The sequence below is a fragment of the Enterobacteriaceae endosymbiont of Donacia cinerea genome, from assembly GCF_012569925.1.
Classification (GTDB): Bacteria; Pseudomonadota; Gammaproteobacteria; order Enterobacterales; family Enterobacteriaceae.
Genome location: NZ_CP046204.1, coordinates 16260 through 32985, shown reverse-complemented (window position 1 = coordinate 32985; position 16726 = coordinate 16260). Strand labels below are relative to the sequence as shown.

Genomic DNA, 16726 nt, shown 5'->3' with positions numbered 1-16726 from the left:
AAATATTACATAAAAAAATAATTAATATAAAATTATTTATATAATTTAATTAAGAAAAAAGAAATGTTAAAAATTTTTAATACATTAAGTAAAAAAAAAGAAGTATTTTATCCTATTAATAAAAAAAAAGTAAAAATTTATGTATGTGGTGTAACTCCATATGATATATGTCATATTGGTCATGGAAGAACTTTTATTGTATTTGATATTATTATCAGATATTTAAAATTTTTAAATTATGAAGTTTATTATATAAGAAATATTACTGATATTGATGATAAAATTATAAATTTAGCAAATCATGAAAATAAGAATATATATTCTATTACAAAAAATATAATTGATAAAATATCAAAAGATTTTAATAATTTAAATATATTATTTCCTAATTTTGAACCTAAAGTTACTGATCATATACAAGATATTATATCTGTAATAAAAAAGTTACTAATAAATAATACTGCATATATTGCTAAGAATGGTGATATTATGTTTTCTATTAAAAAATATCCAAAATATGGATTTTTATCTAAACAAAATATAAATTTATTAAAATCAAATATAAGAGTTAAGAATATTAATTTTAAACAAAATTATAAAGATTTTATTTTATGGAAATTAACTAATAAATTAAATATAGGATGGGACTCTCCTTGGGGTTATGGCCGTCCGGGATGGCATATAGAATGTTCAGCTTTGAGTCGTAAATATTTAGGAAAGTGTTTTGATATACATGGTGGTGGTAATGATTTAATATTTCCTCATCATGAAAATGAAATTGCTCAATCTTCTTGTATTGATCCAAAATTTTTTGTTAATTATTGGATACATACAGGGATGATTATAATTAATAATAAAAAAATGTCTAAATCTTTAAAAAATACTTTTAAAATAAAAGACTTATTATTAAAATATAATGAAGAAGTTATTAGATATTTTTTAACTGCTACTCACTATCGTAGTCCTATTATATTTAATGAAACTAAATTAAAACAAGCACAAATAGCTATAAAAAAATTATATACTTCTTTATTTTATAAAAAAAAATTTTTTAATATAAAAAATATTAAAAATAATTTTTTTTTATTAGAACAACAATTTTATAATGCTATGAATGATGATTTTAATACTCCTAAAGCATATAGTATATTATTTAAAATATCTAAAAAAATTAATATTTTTTATAAAAATAAAAAATATTTAATTGCTAATTATTATATTTTAAAATTAAAAAAATTAGGTAATATTTTAGGGATTTTATTTTATAATCCTAAAAAATATTTACAAAATAATACATATTTATATAATTATTATAGTGAAGATGAAATAAAAAAATTAATTAAAAAACGTAATATTGCTCGTCAAAATAAATTATGGAATAAAGCTGATTATATTAGAAATAAGTTAAAAAATAAAAATATTCTTTTAGAAGATACAGATATTGGAACAATATGGAAAAGAAAAATATAAAATTTTATATAATTAGATTAATAAATATTTTATATAAAGTTTATAAACTTTTTTGTTATAAAAAAAAAATTATAAAACTACGTAAAATAATTACAAATTATAATTATAGATATTATATATTGAATAATTCTGATATTCTTGATTATCAATATGATAAATTATTAATTAAATTAGTAAAATTAGAAAATTTATATCCTTATTTAAAAAATAAATATTCTCCTACTCAATTAGTAGGTTCTAAATATAAATCATTTATATTTTTTAAAAAGAAAAATCATAAAATACCAATGTTATCATTAAATAATGTTTTTAGTGAATATGATTTATTTAAAAATTTTTTTTCTCCTATTAAGAAAATAATACATAAATCTAATTTTTGCTGTGAATTAAAATTTGATGGTATAGCAATTAATTTATTATATAAAAATGGTTATTTAGTTAGTGCAATAACAAGAGGAGATGGTTTTTTTGGAGAAAATATTACACAAAATATATTGCAAATTAAAAATATACCTCATATTTTAAAAGGAAAAAATTTACCTAAAAATTTAGAAATAAGAGGTGAAATATTTATAACAAAAAAAAATTTTAAGATATTGAATCAAAAACAATTAAATAAAACTAAATTATTTAGTAATACAAGAAGTGCTACATTAGGAATATTAAAATTAAACAAAAATATTAATACAAAAATTTTAAATTTATTAAATTTTTTTAGTTATGGAATTGGTTTTATAGATAAAAATTTTTTTTTAAGTCAACAAGAAATATTAAAAAAATTAAAGCATTATGGAATTCCTATATGTAATCATACTAAAATTTATTCTTCTTATTATAAAATTATTAATTTTTATAAATATTATAAAAAAAATAGGCATCTTTTACCTTATAATATAGATGGTATTGTTATTAAAATAAATAATATAAAACAACAAAATATTTTTGGACATACTAATCGTGCACCTAAATGGGCTATTGCTTATAAATTTCCTTCACAAGAAAAATTAACATTATTAAAAAAAGTAACTTTTCAAATTGGACGTACAGGAATTCTTACTCCAATTGCTAATTTTCATACAGTAAATATTAATGGAGTAAATATTAGTTTTGCAACATTATATAATATTAATGAAATAAAAAGATTAGATTTAAAAATTGGAGATAATATTGTAATACAAAGATGTGGTGATGTAATACCTAAAATTACTAATGTAATAATTAATAAACATTCTATAAAAAAAAGAAAAAATATTTTAATACCTAAAATATGTCCGAGTTGTAATTCTATTTTAAAGAAAAAAAAAAATAATATTTTATATTGTACATCAGAATTATTTTGTAAATCTCAATTAAAAGCGTATTTAAAACATTTTATTTCAAAAAATGCTATAAATATAAGTTTTATTGGAGAAAAGTTAATTGATAAATTAGTAGATAAAAATTTAATAAAAAGTTCTGTAGATTTATTAAATTTAAATATTTTTACTTTATCTAAAGTAGATTATTTAGGTAATAAATCTATTAAAAAAATTTTAAAATTTTTAAAAAAAAAACAAAAAATTACATTTAGTAGGTTTTTATTTTCTTTAGGAATTCCCGAAGTAGGAATAGTAACGTCTAATATTATATCATTTTTTTTTAAAACATTAGAAGATTTTTTAAATACTAATATAACTAAATTACAAAATATTACTAACATAGGAAAAAAAACTTCATTAAATATATTAAATTATATTAAAAAAAAACATAATATAAATATTATTCAAAATTTATTAAAAAAAATAGATATTATTTATTCTAAAAAAATTTCAGAAAAAAATTTTTTTTATCAAAAAAAAATAGTTATTACTGGTAAATTAAAATTTATAACAAGACATAATCTTGTAAATCAACTAATGATATTAGGAGCTATAATAAATACTAATATTAGTAAAAAAACAAATATATTAATTTTAGGTATAAATCCAAGTTCTAAATTATTAAAAGCAAGTAAATTTAATATTAAAATTATTAATGAGAATAAAGTAATTTCTTTACTTAATAAAATAAGTAATTTTGAAAAATATTAAAATTTGTTTATTTATTAAATAAATGATATTGTTATTAAAAAAGTACACATATTTTAATTTAAAAAATTTTAATAATAAAATTATATGAAATATACTAAAGATATTATAGAAAATTATTTTTCAGAATATAAAAAAAATAATAATTTATTAAAAAATAAAGAAGTTATTAATAATATTAATAAAGTAATTAAATTTTTGGATAAAGGTATAATTAGAGTATCTGAGAATATTAAAGGAAATTGGAAAGTTTATGAATGGATAAAAAAAGCAATATTATTATATTTTCGTATTAATCAAAATTTTATATTAAAAAGTAAATATAATAGTTTTTACGATAAAATACCTTTAAAATTTGGTGATAATTTTAAAAAGAATGATTTTGAAAAAATGAAATGTCGTATTATACCTCCTACTGTAGTAAGATATGGATCTTTTATTTCTAAAAACACAATACTAATGCCTTCTTTTATTAATATAGGAGCTTTTATAGGTAAAAAAACTATGATAGATACTTGGTCTACAATAGGTTCTTGTGCTCAAATAGGAAATAATGTTCATATTTCAGGAGGCGTCGGAATAGGTGGTGTTTTAGAACCAATACAATCTAGACCCACTATTATAGAAGATAATTGTTTTATAGGAGCAAGATCGGAAATAGTAGAAGGGGTAATTGTAAAAAAAGGATCAGTAATTTCAATGGGAGTATATATAGGACAAAGTACTAAAATTTATAATAGAGAGACAGGTTTAATTCATTATGGAATAATTCCTAGCTATTCAGTTGTAGTACCAGGTAGTTTACCATCAAAAGATGGTAAATATAGTTTATATTGTGTAATAATAGTTAAAAAAGTAGATAAAAAAACTTTAAGTAAAACTGAAATTAATGATATTTTACGTGAACAAGAAACAAAACTTTAAGTAAAATAAAAATACTATATAACGAAATTAGTTAATTAATTAACTTATTATTTTAAATAAATATGCTTCTTTTTATATTAAAAGATTTCAACTTTAAAAAATATAATAGTAAAAATAAATTTTTTATTTGCATCCGGGAGGATTTGAACCCCCGACCACTCGGTTCGTAGCCGAGTGCTCTATCCTCTGAGCTACGGATGCCTATAATATCTTTCGGTGAGAGAGAGATTCGAACCCTCGATGCAGAAAACCACATACACCCTTAGCAGGGGTGCGCCTTAAGCCACTCGGCCATCTCACCAATTATATTAAACTTAGATATAATATTATATCTTTTATAAAAACTTTGTCAAATTAATTATTTTTGTAAAAAAATAAATTTATTTTAACGAATTTGTTTTTTGATTTTTCTCTGCTTGTATACGTTGATATATTTCTTCACGATGAACAGCAATTTCTCTAGGAGCATTAACACCTATTCGAACTTGATTCCCTTTTATTCCTAATACTGTTACTATAACTTCATCACCTATCATAAGTGTTTCGCCTACTCGGCGAGTAAGAATAAGCATCCTTTTCTCCTTAAAAAAATAAAATATAATAAAATATTTATTATATTAATATTTATTTAAAATAATAATTTCAAATTTTTATTTTAAAATAAATTTAATTAATTTAAACTTAAATTAATTTATTTATTTTGTTTAAAATAAATAATCTTATTTTAGATAAGAAAAAATAATATTTATCTTCATTAAGATTAATATTTCCTTGTGCCATATTAACACATCCATTTATTTTACAAACATTTTTATCTAAATTTTTTTTAATTATTTCCAGAACATTTATTTTTTTAGAAAGATCTTTTGTTATTTTTATTATAAAAAATATTTTGTTTTCCCATTTTGTGGATAATAAAATTATTACTTTTTTAAATTTTTTTAATAATTTTTTTATAAAATAATTAAATAATTTTGGATTAAAATTATATATTTTACTTATTATTAAGTTAATATTATTTAATAAAATATTATTTTTTAATAAAAATTTTTCTTCTTTTAAAATAATATATTTTTCTAATTCTTTAATTTTACATTTTAATATATTAATCTTTTTTTTATTTAATAAAATATTTTTTATTAAATTTTTTTCATCTGTTTTAAATATATTAGAAATAGATTTAATATTTTGATTTTGTTTTTGTATATATTCTAATGCTAAATTATGAGTAATAGCGTGTATACGTTTTATACCACTTGCGATATTTAAAAATTTTGTAATTATAAAAAAACCAATTTCTTGAGTATTTGAAATATGTGTTCCACAGCAAAATTCTTTTGAAATATTTTTAATATCTATAATCTTTACAGTATGATTATATTTATTTTCAAATAAAGAAATAATATTATTATCTTTTATTTTTTTTTTTTTTAAAAAATATGTTTTTATGGGTATATTTTGAAATATATAATTATTAATTTTTTTTTCAATATCAAAAATATCTTCTAATTCTAAAGAATTATCATATGAAAAATCAAATCTTAAATACTTATTAGTAATTAAAGATCCTTTTTGTTGGACATAATTTCCGAATTTTTTACGTAAAATAGCATGTAATAAATGTGTTGCAGAATGATTTCTACTAATTATCATACGATTAGGTATATTTATTTTAGAATATAAATAATCATTAATTTTTAATGATCCTAAAATCATTTTTCCAATATGAATAATTAAATTTCCTTGTATTTTTGTATTATAAACTTGAAAAATATTATTTTTATCTTTTTCTAAAAATCCTATATCACCTATTTGTCCTCCAGATTCTCCATAAAAAGAAGTAATATCTAATATTATTTCTCCTTGATCTCCTGTTACTATTTTATGTACTAATTTTTCATTCAAATATATATCAATTATTTTACTATAAACAATAAATTTTTCATATCCATCAAATTTTGATATTTTATTTTTATGATAAAAAAAATTTTTTTTTTCAAAAAAATTTTTTTTTCTTGAATTTTGTTTTTGAATATCCATATATTTTATAAATTCTTCTTTATTAATATTAATTTTTTTATCTATACATATATTTTCTATTAAATCAGGAGATAGTCCAAACGTATCATATAAATAAAATATTTTTTTTCCTGATAAAAATTTTTTTTTTGATTTTCTAATTTCTTTATCTAATAATAATATTCCTGATTCTATAATTTTATTATAGTTTTCTTCTTCATGTTTAATTATAGTAACAATATTATTATATTGTTTATATAAAATATTTTTTTCTTTATTATTAATATATTTAATATATATTTTTACTAATTTATAAAAAAATGTTTTTTTTTTACCTAAAATTCTACCGTGATTTATAGCTCTTCTTATAATTTTTCTTAATATATATCCTCTTTTTTCATTACTAGGTAAAATACCTTCTGATATTAAATGTATAGAAGATCTAATATGATCAGCTATAACTTTTAACGAATTATGTTTTAAATCTTTATTTTTAATAAAATGATTTATATTTGTAATCATTTTTTTAAAAAAACATAGTTGATAATTTGAATTAACTCCTTCTAAAATAGAACTAATACGTTCTAATCCCATACCAGTATCAACTGATTTTATTAATAAGGGTATTAGTTCCCCGTTTAAATTTTTATTAAATTGTATAAATACAATATTCCATATTTCAATAAAACGATCACCTAATGAGTTATTTTTAATATTTCCTTTTAAATTATTACCTAAATCATAAAAAATTTCAGTAGAAGGGCCACAAGGTCCTGTATCTGACATTTGCCAAAAATTATCAGAATTATATATTTTATTATTTTTATCTTTTATTAAAAAGATATTTTTTTTTGGAATACCAATATTTTTATTCCAAATATTATATGTTTCTATATCTGTATAATATACAGTTATATATATTTTTTCTTTTTTTAAATTAAACCATTTTGAATCAGTTAATAATTCCCATGCATAAGAAATTGCTTCTTTTTTAAAATAATCTCCAAAACTAAAATTTCCTAGCATTTCAAAAAATGTATGATGTCTATTTGTAAAACCAACATTTTCTAAATCATTATGTTTTCCTCCTACTCTTATACATTTTTGAACTGTAGTAATTCTTGGATAAGGAGATTTTTTATATCCTAAGAAATATTCTTTAAATTGATTCATACCTGCATTTGTAAATAATAATGATGTATCATCATGAGGTATTAATGAACTTCCTTCTATTATTTTATGTTTTTTTTTATGAAAAAATTCTAAAAACATTTTACGAACTTCTTCTATTTTATTTCCCATATTATAAATTATCCTTAATTACTATTAAAATAGTATATAAATTAATTATAAAAATAAAATATTTAATTATATTATTTTTTTTTAAAAAAAATCTTTCGTATTTTTTTTTCTATTTCTGTAGCTTGTTCTTTATTTTTTTTTAAAAAATTGATAGCATTAATTTTTCCTTGTCCAATTTTTTCATTATGAAAACTATACCATGATCCACATTTTTCAATTATTTTTTCTTTTACTCCTAAATCTAATAATTCTCCATAAATATTAATTCCTTTACCGTAAATAATTTGAAATTCTGCTTTTTTAAAAGGTACTGCAACTTTATTTTTAACTACTTTTACTCTAGTTTCATTACCAATGATATCATCTCCTTTTTTAACATTACCAATTTTTCGAATATCTAATCTTATAGAAGCATAAAATTTTAACGCATTACCTCCAGTTGTTACTTCAGGATTACCGAATAAAATTCCAATTTTCATACGAATTTGATTAATAAAAATTAAAAGTGTATTTGATTGTTTTAAATTACTTGCTAATTTACGCATAGCTTGACTCATCATCCTTGCTGCTAATCCTATATGAGAATCTCCTATTTCTCCCTCTATTTCAGCTTTAGGAGTTAAAGCTGCTACAGAATCTACAATGATAACATCAATTACTCCTGATTTAGCTAATGAATCACATAATTCTAGTGCTTGTTCTCCAGTATCAGGTTGAGAACATAATAATTTATTAATATCCACATTTAACTTTTTAGCATATATAGGATCTAAAGCATGTTCTGCATCAATAAAAGCACAAACTTTTCCTAATTTTTGGGCTTCAGCTATAATCTGTAATGTTAAAGTAGTTTTACCAGAAGATTCTGGACCGTATATTTCTACTATTCTACCAATTGGTAATCCACCAATACCTAATGCTATATCTAAAGATATAGATCCTGTTGATATTGATTCTATATCCATAGTTCTATTATCACCTAATCTCATAATAGAACCTTTACCAAATTGGTTCTCTATTTGAACAATAGCATCTTCAAGAGCTATTGTTCTTTTTTTATTTAAATCCATAACGTTCACCTACCTTATATTTTTTAAAATAATAAATTTAATTATAAATTTTTATAAAAAAAAAATTTTTTTTATTATAATAAAATTATTCATATAAATTTATTCTTAATAATATATTAAAATGTTAAAAAAAAATAATTTTTATAAAAATGCAAATTATATTTTAGATATACAAGGATTACAGTGTCCAACAACTATTATGATGATCAGAAAAACAACACTTAGGATAAAAAAAAATGAAACTTTATTAATTATTACTGATAATTTATTAGTTAATACAGATATAAAAAATTTTTGTTACTTTATGAATTATAACATAATTTATAAAAAAATATATAATATACCACCATATTTATTTTTAATAAAAAAATTATAATTTTTTATTTAATAAAATTCTTTTATATAAAAGATATGTAACAATCCCAAATTTTTTTTCTCGATATTTTATCCAATTTTTTGGTAAAAAAATTTTCTTACTTTTAGTTTTATATTCAATAAAAATTTTAGCATTATTTTTTAACCAGTTATTTTTTTCTAATAAAATACAAGTTTTTTGTAACAAAATATTTTTTTCACAAAAAGGGGGATCTATAAAAACTAAATTATATTGTATATTTGATTTTTTTGATAAAAAATTTATAGTATTTTGATAAATTAAAGAAATATTTTGTATTTTTAATAAAAAAATATTTTTTTTTAATTGTTGGAATATTTTTTTATTATTTTCAATTAATGTAGCAAATAAAATATTTCGAGAAAGAGCTTCCAAACTTAAAATTCCAGTACCAGCATAACAATCTAAAGAAATGAACATATGTAAATGATTTTTCATAAGCCAATTGAATAAATTTTCACGAATAAAACACATTGTGGGTTTTAATATTTTGTTATTTATGACTTTTATTTTTTTACCTTTCCATTTACCAGATATAATATTAATTTTATTAAAACATTTTTTTTTTTTCATAAATTACATAAAATAACTTAGTAATAGTAATTACTTTAAAATTATTTTTGATATATTATTTAAATAATTATTTAATTATATCAAGTAATTTTATTACTAGGTAATTTAAAATTTTATAAAAAAATGATAAATAAAAAAAGTATAATTCAAAAAAATGAAAAAAAAATGAGTTTTTTTAATTATTTAAAAAAAAAGTTAATTAAAACAAGTAAAAATATTAGTAAAAAAATTATTAAAATTTTTAAAAAAACAAATACTATTGATAAAAATTTATTTAATAAATTACAAGAAAAATTAATTATTTCTGATATAAGTATACATACTGCAAAAAAAATTATTAATTTAACAAAAAAATATGTACAATTAAATAAATTAGAAGATCCTTCTCAATTATATAAATATCTAAAGATAGAAATGTTAAATATTTTACTTCCAGTAGAAATTCCTCTTTTAATTAATAAAAATGTAAAAAAACCATTTATAATATTAATAATAGGTGTTAATGGAGTAGGTAAAACAACTACAATTGGAAAATTAGCATATTATTTTCATAAAAAAAACAAATCTGTTCTTTTAGCTTCTGGAGACACATTTAGAGCTGGGGCACACGAACAATTATTTACTTGGAGTAAAAAAAGTAATAGTTTTTTTATATATAATTCTAAAAAAAAAGAAAGTTCAGCAGTTATTTTTGATGCAATTTTTCAAGCTAAAAAAAAACAAATAGATATTTTAATTGCTGATACATCAGGTAGATTACATAATAATATTCTTCTTATGGAAGAACTAAAAAAAATTGTACGTGTAATAAAAAAAAATAATAATATGGTTGTAGATGAAATTATGTTAGTTTTAGATGCAAATATTGGACAAAATTCTATTAATCAATTAAAAACATTTCATAAGAATATTGGAGTTAGCGGTATTACTTTAACTAAAATAGACGGAACAGCAAAAGGGGGGATTATTTTTTCTTTAGCAAATGAATTTAATATACCAATAAGATTTATAGGTTGTGGAGAAAAAATAACAGACTTACGTTTATTTAACGCAAAAGATTTTATTAATGCAATTTTTACAGATTATTAATTAATTTTTATTAAGATTAATTTAAAATATTAATAATATTTTATTTTTGGAGGAATTAATGTATAAAAATATATTTACCTCTAATTTAAGATCTTCTATTATTGTACCTATAGGTACATTAGATTCTTATATATATATTACAAATAATTATCCAATATTAACTTCTGATGAAGAACAAGAATTATCAAAAAAATTATATTTTAAAGGAGATTTAGAAGCTGCTAAAAAATTAATTTTATCACATCTAAGATTTGTTATACATGTAGCTAAATATTATTCAGGATATGGATTACAACAAGCAGATCTTATTCAAGAAGGTAATATAGGTTTAATGAAAGCTGTACGTAGATTTAACCCAGAAATCGGTGTTCGATTAGTATCTTTTGCTATTCATTGGATAAAAGCAGAAATACATGAATACGTTTTACGTAATTGGAGAATAGTAAAAGTTGCTACTACTAAAGCACAAAGAAAACTATTTTTTAATTTACGTAAAGCCAAACAAAGATTAGGATGGTTTAATCAAGATGAAATTAAAATGGTAGCAAAAGAATTAGGAGTATCTATAAAAGATGTTTGTGAAATGGAATCACGTATGTCAGCTCAAGATATGAGTGATAATAATAATATGAAAGATAATTTTAAAAATAAAAAAGACAATTCTAACATCTTTCTTAAAGATCATAACTCTAATTTTGCAAATATAATTGAAAAAGATAATTGGAGTAAATTTATTTCAAATAAACTATATAAAGCTATGCTAAAATTAGATTATCGTAGTCGTAATATCATTAATTTAAGGTGGTTAAACAAAAATAAAAAAAAAACTACATTACAAGAATTAGCAAATTATTATGGTATATCTGCAGAACGTATAAGACAATTAGAAAAAAATGCAATGAAAAAGTTACGTTTTATTATTGGAAATTTATTTTTAATGTGATTTATATTTTTTTAATGTTTTTTATGTAATAATTAATTAATGATTTTAAAATTATATAAGATTTAATTAGAAAAAAGGATTTAAAAATGGCTAGTAGAGGTATTAATAAAGTAATTATTATTGGTTTTTTAGGTAAAGATCCTGAAATACGTTATATGCCTAATGGTAATCCTGTTGTAAATATTATAGTAGCAACTTCAAATACTTGGAAAGATAAAAATACTGGAGAAAATAAAGAAAAAACTGAATGGCATCGTATTGTTATTTTTGGAAAATTAGCAGAAATTTCGAATGAATATTTAAAAAAAGGATCTCAAGTATATATTGAAGGTTATTTACAAACTCGAAAATGGCAAAACCAAAATGGTCAAGATAATTATATAACTGAAATAATTGTCAGCGTAGGAGGCATTATGCAAATGTTAAATAATTTACGTCAACATGATAATAATTTATTAAATAAAGAAAAAAATTCTAAAGAAATTAAAAATAATTGGAAAAAAAAAATTAATGTATCTAATAATATAGAAAAAAATAATAATGATGAATTGTCTGTTAATAAAAATGAAAATCTTCTTGATTTTGAAGATGATATACCATTTTAATAATCAAAAAAAATTCTTAATTAAAAGAATGGTTAATAATTAATATTATGCTTTATAATAATTTTTTACTTTTGCAACTTAAAAAAAAATTTAAAAAAAATTTACCACCTATTAAGGGTTGCGTAAAAATTTTAAATCAAAAAACAGGAATTTTAGAAACAGATAAAAATTATATATATAATATACCTTATATTTATTTAAAATATATCATGGAAGGAGATTATATTTTAGCTAACATAAAAAATGATAATAATCAATTACAAGTTATTCCAATTAGATTATTAAAATCTAATATTAATTTTTTTGAAGGAATAATTAAAAAAAAAAATAATATTATTTATATAATTCCGGAAAAAAAAATTTTATATAAAAATATAATAAAATGTAATATAAAAAAAAATATAAAAAATATCATTAAAAATGGAGACAAAGTAATTGCAAAAATTATCCAACATCCTCTAAATATAAATAGAGAAAATAATATTTTTGTAGCTGAAATAACTGAATTTTTAAATAAAGATAATAAATATTTAATTCCATGGTGGACTATTTTATTAAAATATAATCTTTCAATTAATTCTCCTAAAAGTAGTTTATGTAAGAAAATAAAACTTTTAGATGATAATTTATATAGAAAAGATTTAACTAAACTATGTTTTATTACAATAGATAATAAAGATACCAAAGATATAGATGATGCATTATATATAGAAAAAATATCTGAAAAAAAATTATTAGTTTATGTAGCTATTGCAGATCCTACGGCTTATATTGAAAAAGATAATGAAATAGATCAAATTGCCTCAAAAAGAATGTTTACTAATTATTTACCAGGATTAACAATTCCTTTATTACCAAAAATTTTATCAGAAAATTTTTGTTCTTTAAATCCTAATCAAAAAAGACCAGTTTTAATTTGTAAAATGATAATTCATAAAAATGGTTCTTTATCTAAAAAAATAATTTTTTTTACAGGTTGGATAAAATCTAATGCAAAATTAAATTATCATGATGTTTCTAATTGGTTAGAAAAAACAGGTAATTGGGAACCAGATAATAATAAAATAAAACAACAGATTATTTTTCTATATAAGTTTTACTTATATCGTAAAAAATGGAATTGTCAAAATATTGTAGATTTTAATAATACTGATTATAAATTTATTTTTGGAGATAAAGGACAAATAGTAGATATAATAATAGAGAAAAAAAGAATAGCACATAAGATAATTGAAACTGCTATGATTACAGCAAATATATGTGCATCTGAAATATTATATAAAAAATTAGGTTTTGGAGTATATAATGTATACTATGGTTTTAATATAAATAAAATAAATAAAATAATTGAACTATTAAATGAGTGTAATATCAAGTATAATAAATCATTTTTAACAACTTTAAAAGGTTATAAAGAAATATATAATAAATTATATGATTTAAAGGCATCTTTTATTTTAAATAGAATAAAAAAATATCAATTAATTACATTATTCAATACAAAACCCGGTCCTCATTTTTCTTTAGGATTAAAAAGATATGCTACTTGGACATCTCCTATACGTAAATTTGGAGATATGGTCAATCATAGATTAATTAAAGCAATTATAAATAAAAAATATAGTATAGCAAAACCTTTAAATGATATATTTATTAATATGAATAAAAAACGTTATTTACATAAAAAAGCAAAAAATGATTTATCTAATTTTTTATATTTACAATATTTTAAAAATATATCAATTCGTAGTAAAATTTTTATTTCTGAAATAATTGATATATTTTATTATGGAATCAAAATAAGATTTGTTAAAAATGGAGCTTATGCGTTTGTTCCTAAAAAGTTTTTGTATTCTAATATAGATTATATTAATATTAATCAGGAAAAAGGTGTTATTTATATTAAAAATAAGTTATTTTATAAAGTTACTGATAAAATAAAGGTAATTATAAAAGAAGTGAATATTAGTGGTATTATTGCTAAAATAATTTAATTTTTTATATTAGGTAAGTATGACAGTTAAAGGACATATAATATTTACAATAGCTAGTAGTATTTTAATACAACATTTTATATTTTCTAATATTATGTATCATGATGATTGGTGGCGTATTATTCCTGTTTCCATTATTACATGTTTATTGCCTGATATTGATAATCCTAAATCTATTTTAGGACGTAGAATTAAAATTTTATCATATTTAATTAATAAAATATTTGGACATAGAGGATTTACACATAGTTTACTATCAGTTTTAATTTTAAGTTTTATAATTTTTTCTATTCATTTAAAATTAAATTGCATTTTTGATGTTAAATTAGGTTTAATTATAGGTTATTGTAGTCATATTATTGCAGATATATTAACTCCATATGGAGTTCCATTATTATGGCCTTATAAAAAAAAATTTAAATTACCACTTATTACTAAAAATTTTCTTAAGGAAGATATTTTTTGTTATTTATATTTAATATTTTCTTTATATTTATTGTATCCTATTTGTAATAATATTATAACGAAAATTTTCTATTAATATTTTAAAAAATATTAATTAAATTTTTAATTTTGTTTAATTATATAAAGATAATAAAATATTATGTCATTAAAAAAAAAAATACTAGTTACTTGTGCTTTACCTTATTCTAATGGTAGTATTCATTTAGGACATATGTTAGAACATATACAAGCGGATATTTGGGTTAGATACCATCGTATGTACGGAAATAAAGTATATTTTATTTGTGCTGATGATGCACACGGTACTCCTGTCATGCTAAAATCTCTGCAATTAAAAATAAGTCCAGAAGATATGATTAATAAAATATATTATGAACATATTACAGATTTAAAGAAATTTAATATTAGTTACGATAATTATTATACTACACATAGCCATGAAAATTTTTTTTTTTCAAAATTAATTTTTAATCGTTTAAAAAAAAGAAAATTTATCAAAAAAAAAATTATTCAGCAATTATATGATTTCGTTTATAATATGTTTTTACCTGATAGATTTGTAAAAGGAAAATGTCCCAATTGTAATTCTATAAATCAATATGGTGATCATTGTGAAAATTGTGGAACAACTTATTCATCTATTGATTTAATTACTCCAATTTCTATTTTATCTCAAACAACTCCTATATTATGTAATTCTGAACATTTTTTTTTCGATTTACCTCAATTTTTTAATTTTTTAAAAAATTGGATTAATTCTGGTGTTTTAGATCAAAAAATAAGAAATAAGGTACAAGAATGGTTTATTTTAGGTTTAAAAGAATGGGATATTACTAGAGATAGTCCATATTTTGGTTTTAAAATACCTAAAACTATTAATAAATATTTTTATGTATGGTTAGATGCTCCAATAGGTTATATAAGTACTTTTAAAAATTTATGTGATAATAAAAAAATAAATTTTTATGAATGGTGGAAAAAAAATTCTAATACAGAATTATATCATTTTATTGGAAAAGATATTATTTATTTTCATAGTTTATTTTGGCCAGCAATGCTAGAAGGAAGTAATTTCAGAAAACCTACTAAATTATTTGTTCATGGTCATGTAACATTAAATGGATATAAAATGTCTAAATCCAAGGATAATTTTATTACTGCAAAAAAATGGTTAGATATTTTAGATTCTGATAGTTTACGTTATTATTATGCTTCTAAATTATCATCTGATATCAATGATATTGATTTTAATTTTTCTGATTTTGTTTATAAAATAAATGGAGATATTGTAAATAAGATTGTGAATTTAGCTTCAAGAAATTCGTATTTTATTAATAATTATTTTAATGATAATTTATCTAAAAATATTGATATGTCTTTTTATTTAAAATTTGTTAAAAAATCTGAAATTATTCATAAATATTTTATAGAATGTAAATTTAGTCATGTTATTAAACAAATAATAGTCTTATCTGATATAGCTAATTATTATATTGATAAATATAAACCATGGATTTTAATTAAAGATAACTTAAAAAAAAATAAAGTTCAAAATATTTGTTCTATGGGTATTAATATGTTTCGTGTAATAATGATATATATTAAGCCGATTATGCCTATTTTATCTAAAAAAACAGAGTTATTTTTAAAAAAAAAATTATGTATTGATAATATCATGTTTCCTTTAATTAATAGAAAAATTAATAAATTTAAACCATTATTTTTTAGAATAAATATAAAAGATTTATATAAAATAATAGATAAATAATTATAAAATTTATTATTTTTTTTATATTTTAATTTTTAAAATTT

At 19.0% G+C, this 16726-nt stretch carries 14 protein-coding genes and 2 tRNA genes; 10 read left to right on the top strand and 6 right to left on the bottom strand.

Features of this window, described 5'->3' with window-relative positions:
• The first annotated feature begins 63 nt into the window (after positions 1 to 63).
• The 3 genes from cysS (at position 64) to dapD (ending at position 4460) form a co-directional block, all read left to right on the top strand.
• The gene (gene cysS / locus GJT94_RS00180) at positions 64 to 1470 is read left to right on the top strand and encodes a cysteine--tRNA ligase (RefSeq protein WP_168894138.1); all 1407 of its coding nucleotides are present in this window, start codon (positions 64 to 66) and stop codon (positions 1468 to 1470) included.
• Entirely contained in the window at positions 1452 to 3539 is a 2088-nt protein-coding gene (gene ligA / locus GJT94_RS00175) for an NAD-dependent DNA ligase LigA (protein WP_168894137.1), read from the top strand. Before cysS ends, ligA begins: the two co-directional genes overlap by 19 nt.
• Positions 3540 to 3623: 84 nt before the next feature.
• Positions 3624 to 4460 carry a 2,3,4,5-tetrahydropyridine-2,6-dicarboxylate N-succinyltransferase gene (dapD, locus tag GJT94_RS00170; protein WP_168894136.1) on the top strand — a complete coding sequence of 279 codons (837 nt, stop codon included), beginning with the start codon at positions 3624 to 3626 and terminating at the stop codon, positions 4458 to 4460.
• A 128-nt stretch (positions 4461 to 4588) separates the two neighbouring features.
• Here the strand turns inward: dapD and GJT94_RS00165 are convergent.
• From GJT94_RS00165 to recA, 5 genes are all read right to left on the bottom strand, one after another.
• Positions 4589 to 4661: transfer RNA gene (locus GJT94_RS00165), tRNA-Arg, on the bottom strand.
• Positions 4662 to 4674: 13 nt separating this feature from the next.
• Positions 4675 to 4761 (bottom strand) — tRNA-Ser (locus GJT94_RS00160).
• 79 nt (positions 4762 to 4840) lie between these two features.
• Positions 4841 to 5032: a carbon storage regulator CsrA gene (gene csrA / locus GJT94_RS00155; protein WP_168867846.1), complete on the bottom strand. Its 192-nt coding sequence runs from the start codon at positions 5030 to 5032 to the stop codon at positions 4841 to 4843.
• A gap of 109 nt (positions 5033 to 5141) precedes the next feature.
• Entirely contained in the window at positions 5142 to 7781 is a 2640-nt protein-coding gene (gene alaS / locus GJT94_RS00150; protein WP_168894135.1) for an alanine--tRNA ligase, read from the bottom strand.
• Positions 7782 to 7852: 71 nt separating this feature from the next.
• A complete protein-coding gene (gene recA, locus GJT94_RS00145) occupies positions 7853 to 8851 on the bottom strand; it encodes a recombinase RecA (protein ID WP_168894134.1) in 999 nt (332 codons plus the stop codon).
• 121 nt (positions 8852 to 8972) lie between these two features.
• Between recA and GJT94_RS00140 the strand changes: the two genes are divergently transcribed.
• Positions 8973 to 9227: a sulfurtransferase TusA family protein gene (locus tag GJT94_RS00140; protein WP_168894133.1), complete on the top strand. Its 255-nt coding sequence runs from the start codon at positions 8973 to 8975 to the stop codon at positions 9225 to 9227.
• On the opposite strand, the gene rsmD is transcribed toward GJT94_RS00140, so the two are convergent.
• A complete protein-coding gene (gene rsmD / locus GJT94_RS00135) occupies positions 9222 to 9818 on the bottom strand; it encodes a 16S rRNA (guanine(966)-N(2))-methyltransferase RsmD (RefSeq protein WP_168894132.1) in 597 nt (198 codons plus the stop codon). The genes GJT94_RS00140 and rsmD overlap by 6 nt on opposite strands.
• A 123-nt stretch (positions 9819 to 9941) precedes the next feature.
• Here rsmD and ftsY point away from each other — a divergent pair, with 123 nt between their 5' ends.
• The 6 genes from ftsY to metG all read left to right on the top strand — a co-directional run bounded on the left by ftsY (position 9942) and on the right by metG (position 16682).
• Positions 9942 to 10907: a signal recognition particle-docking protein FtsY gene (gene ftsY, locus GJT94_RS00130; RefSeq protein ID WP_168894131.1), complete on the top strand. Its 966-nt coding sequence runs from the start codon at positions 9942 to 9944 to the stop codon at positions 10905 to 10907.
• Between the two features lie 58 nt (positions 10908 to 10965).
• Positions 10966 to 11850 carry an RNA polymerase sigma factor RpoH gene (gene rpoH, locus GJT94_RS00125; RefSeq protein ID WP_168894130.1) on the top strand — a complete coding sequence of 295 codons (885 nt, stop codon included), beginning with the start codon at positions 10966 to 10968 and terminating at the stop codon, positions 11848 to 11850.
• 86 nt (positions 11851 to 11936) lie between these two features.
• The gene (gene ssb, locus GJT94_RS00120; RefSeq protein WP_168894129.1) at positions 11937 to 12455 is read left to right on the top strand and encodes a single-stranded DNA-binding protein; all 519 of its coding nucleotides are present in this window, start codon (positions 11937 to 11939) and stop codon (positions 12453 to 12455) included.
• Between the two features lie 47 nt (positions 12456 to 12502).
• Positions 12503 to 14449: an exoribonuclease II gene (locus tag GJT94_RS00115; RefSeq protein WP_168894128.1), complete on the top strand. Its 1947-nt coding sequence runs from the start codon at positions 12503 to 12505 to the stop codon at positions 14447 to 14449.
• Positions 14450 to 14468: 19 nt separating this feature from the next.
• Entirely contained in the window at positions 14469 to 14990 is a 522-nt protein-coding gene (locus GJT94_RS00110; protein ID WP_168894127.1) for a metal-dependent hydrolase, read from the top strand.
• 63 nt (positions 14991 to 15053) lie between these two features.
• Positions 15054 to 16682, top strand: a complete 1629-nt coding sequence (gene metG / locus GJT94_RS00105; protein ID WP_168894126.1) for a methionine--tRNA ligase — start codon at positions 15054 to 15056, stop codon at positions 16680 to 16682.
• The last annotated feature ends 44 nt before the right edge of the window (positions 16683 to 16726 follow it).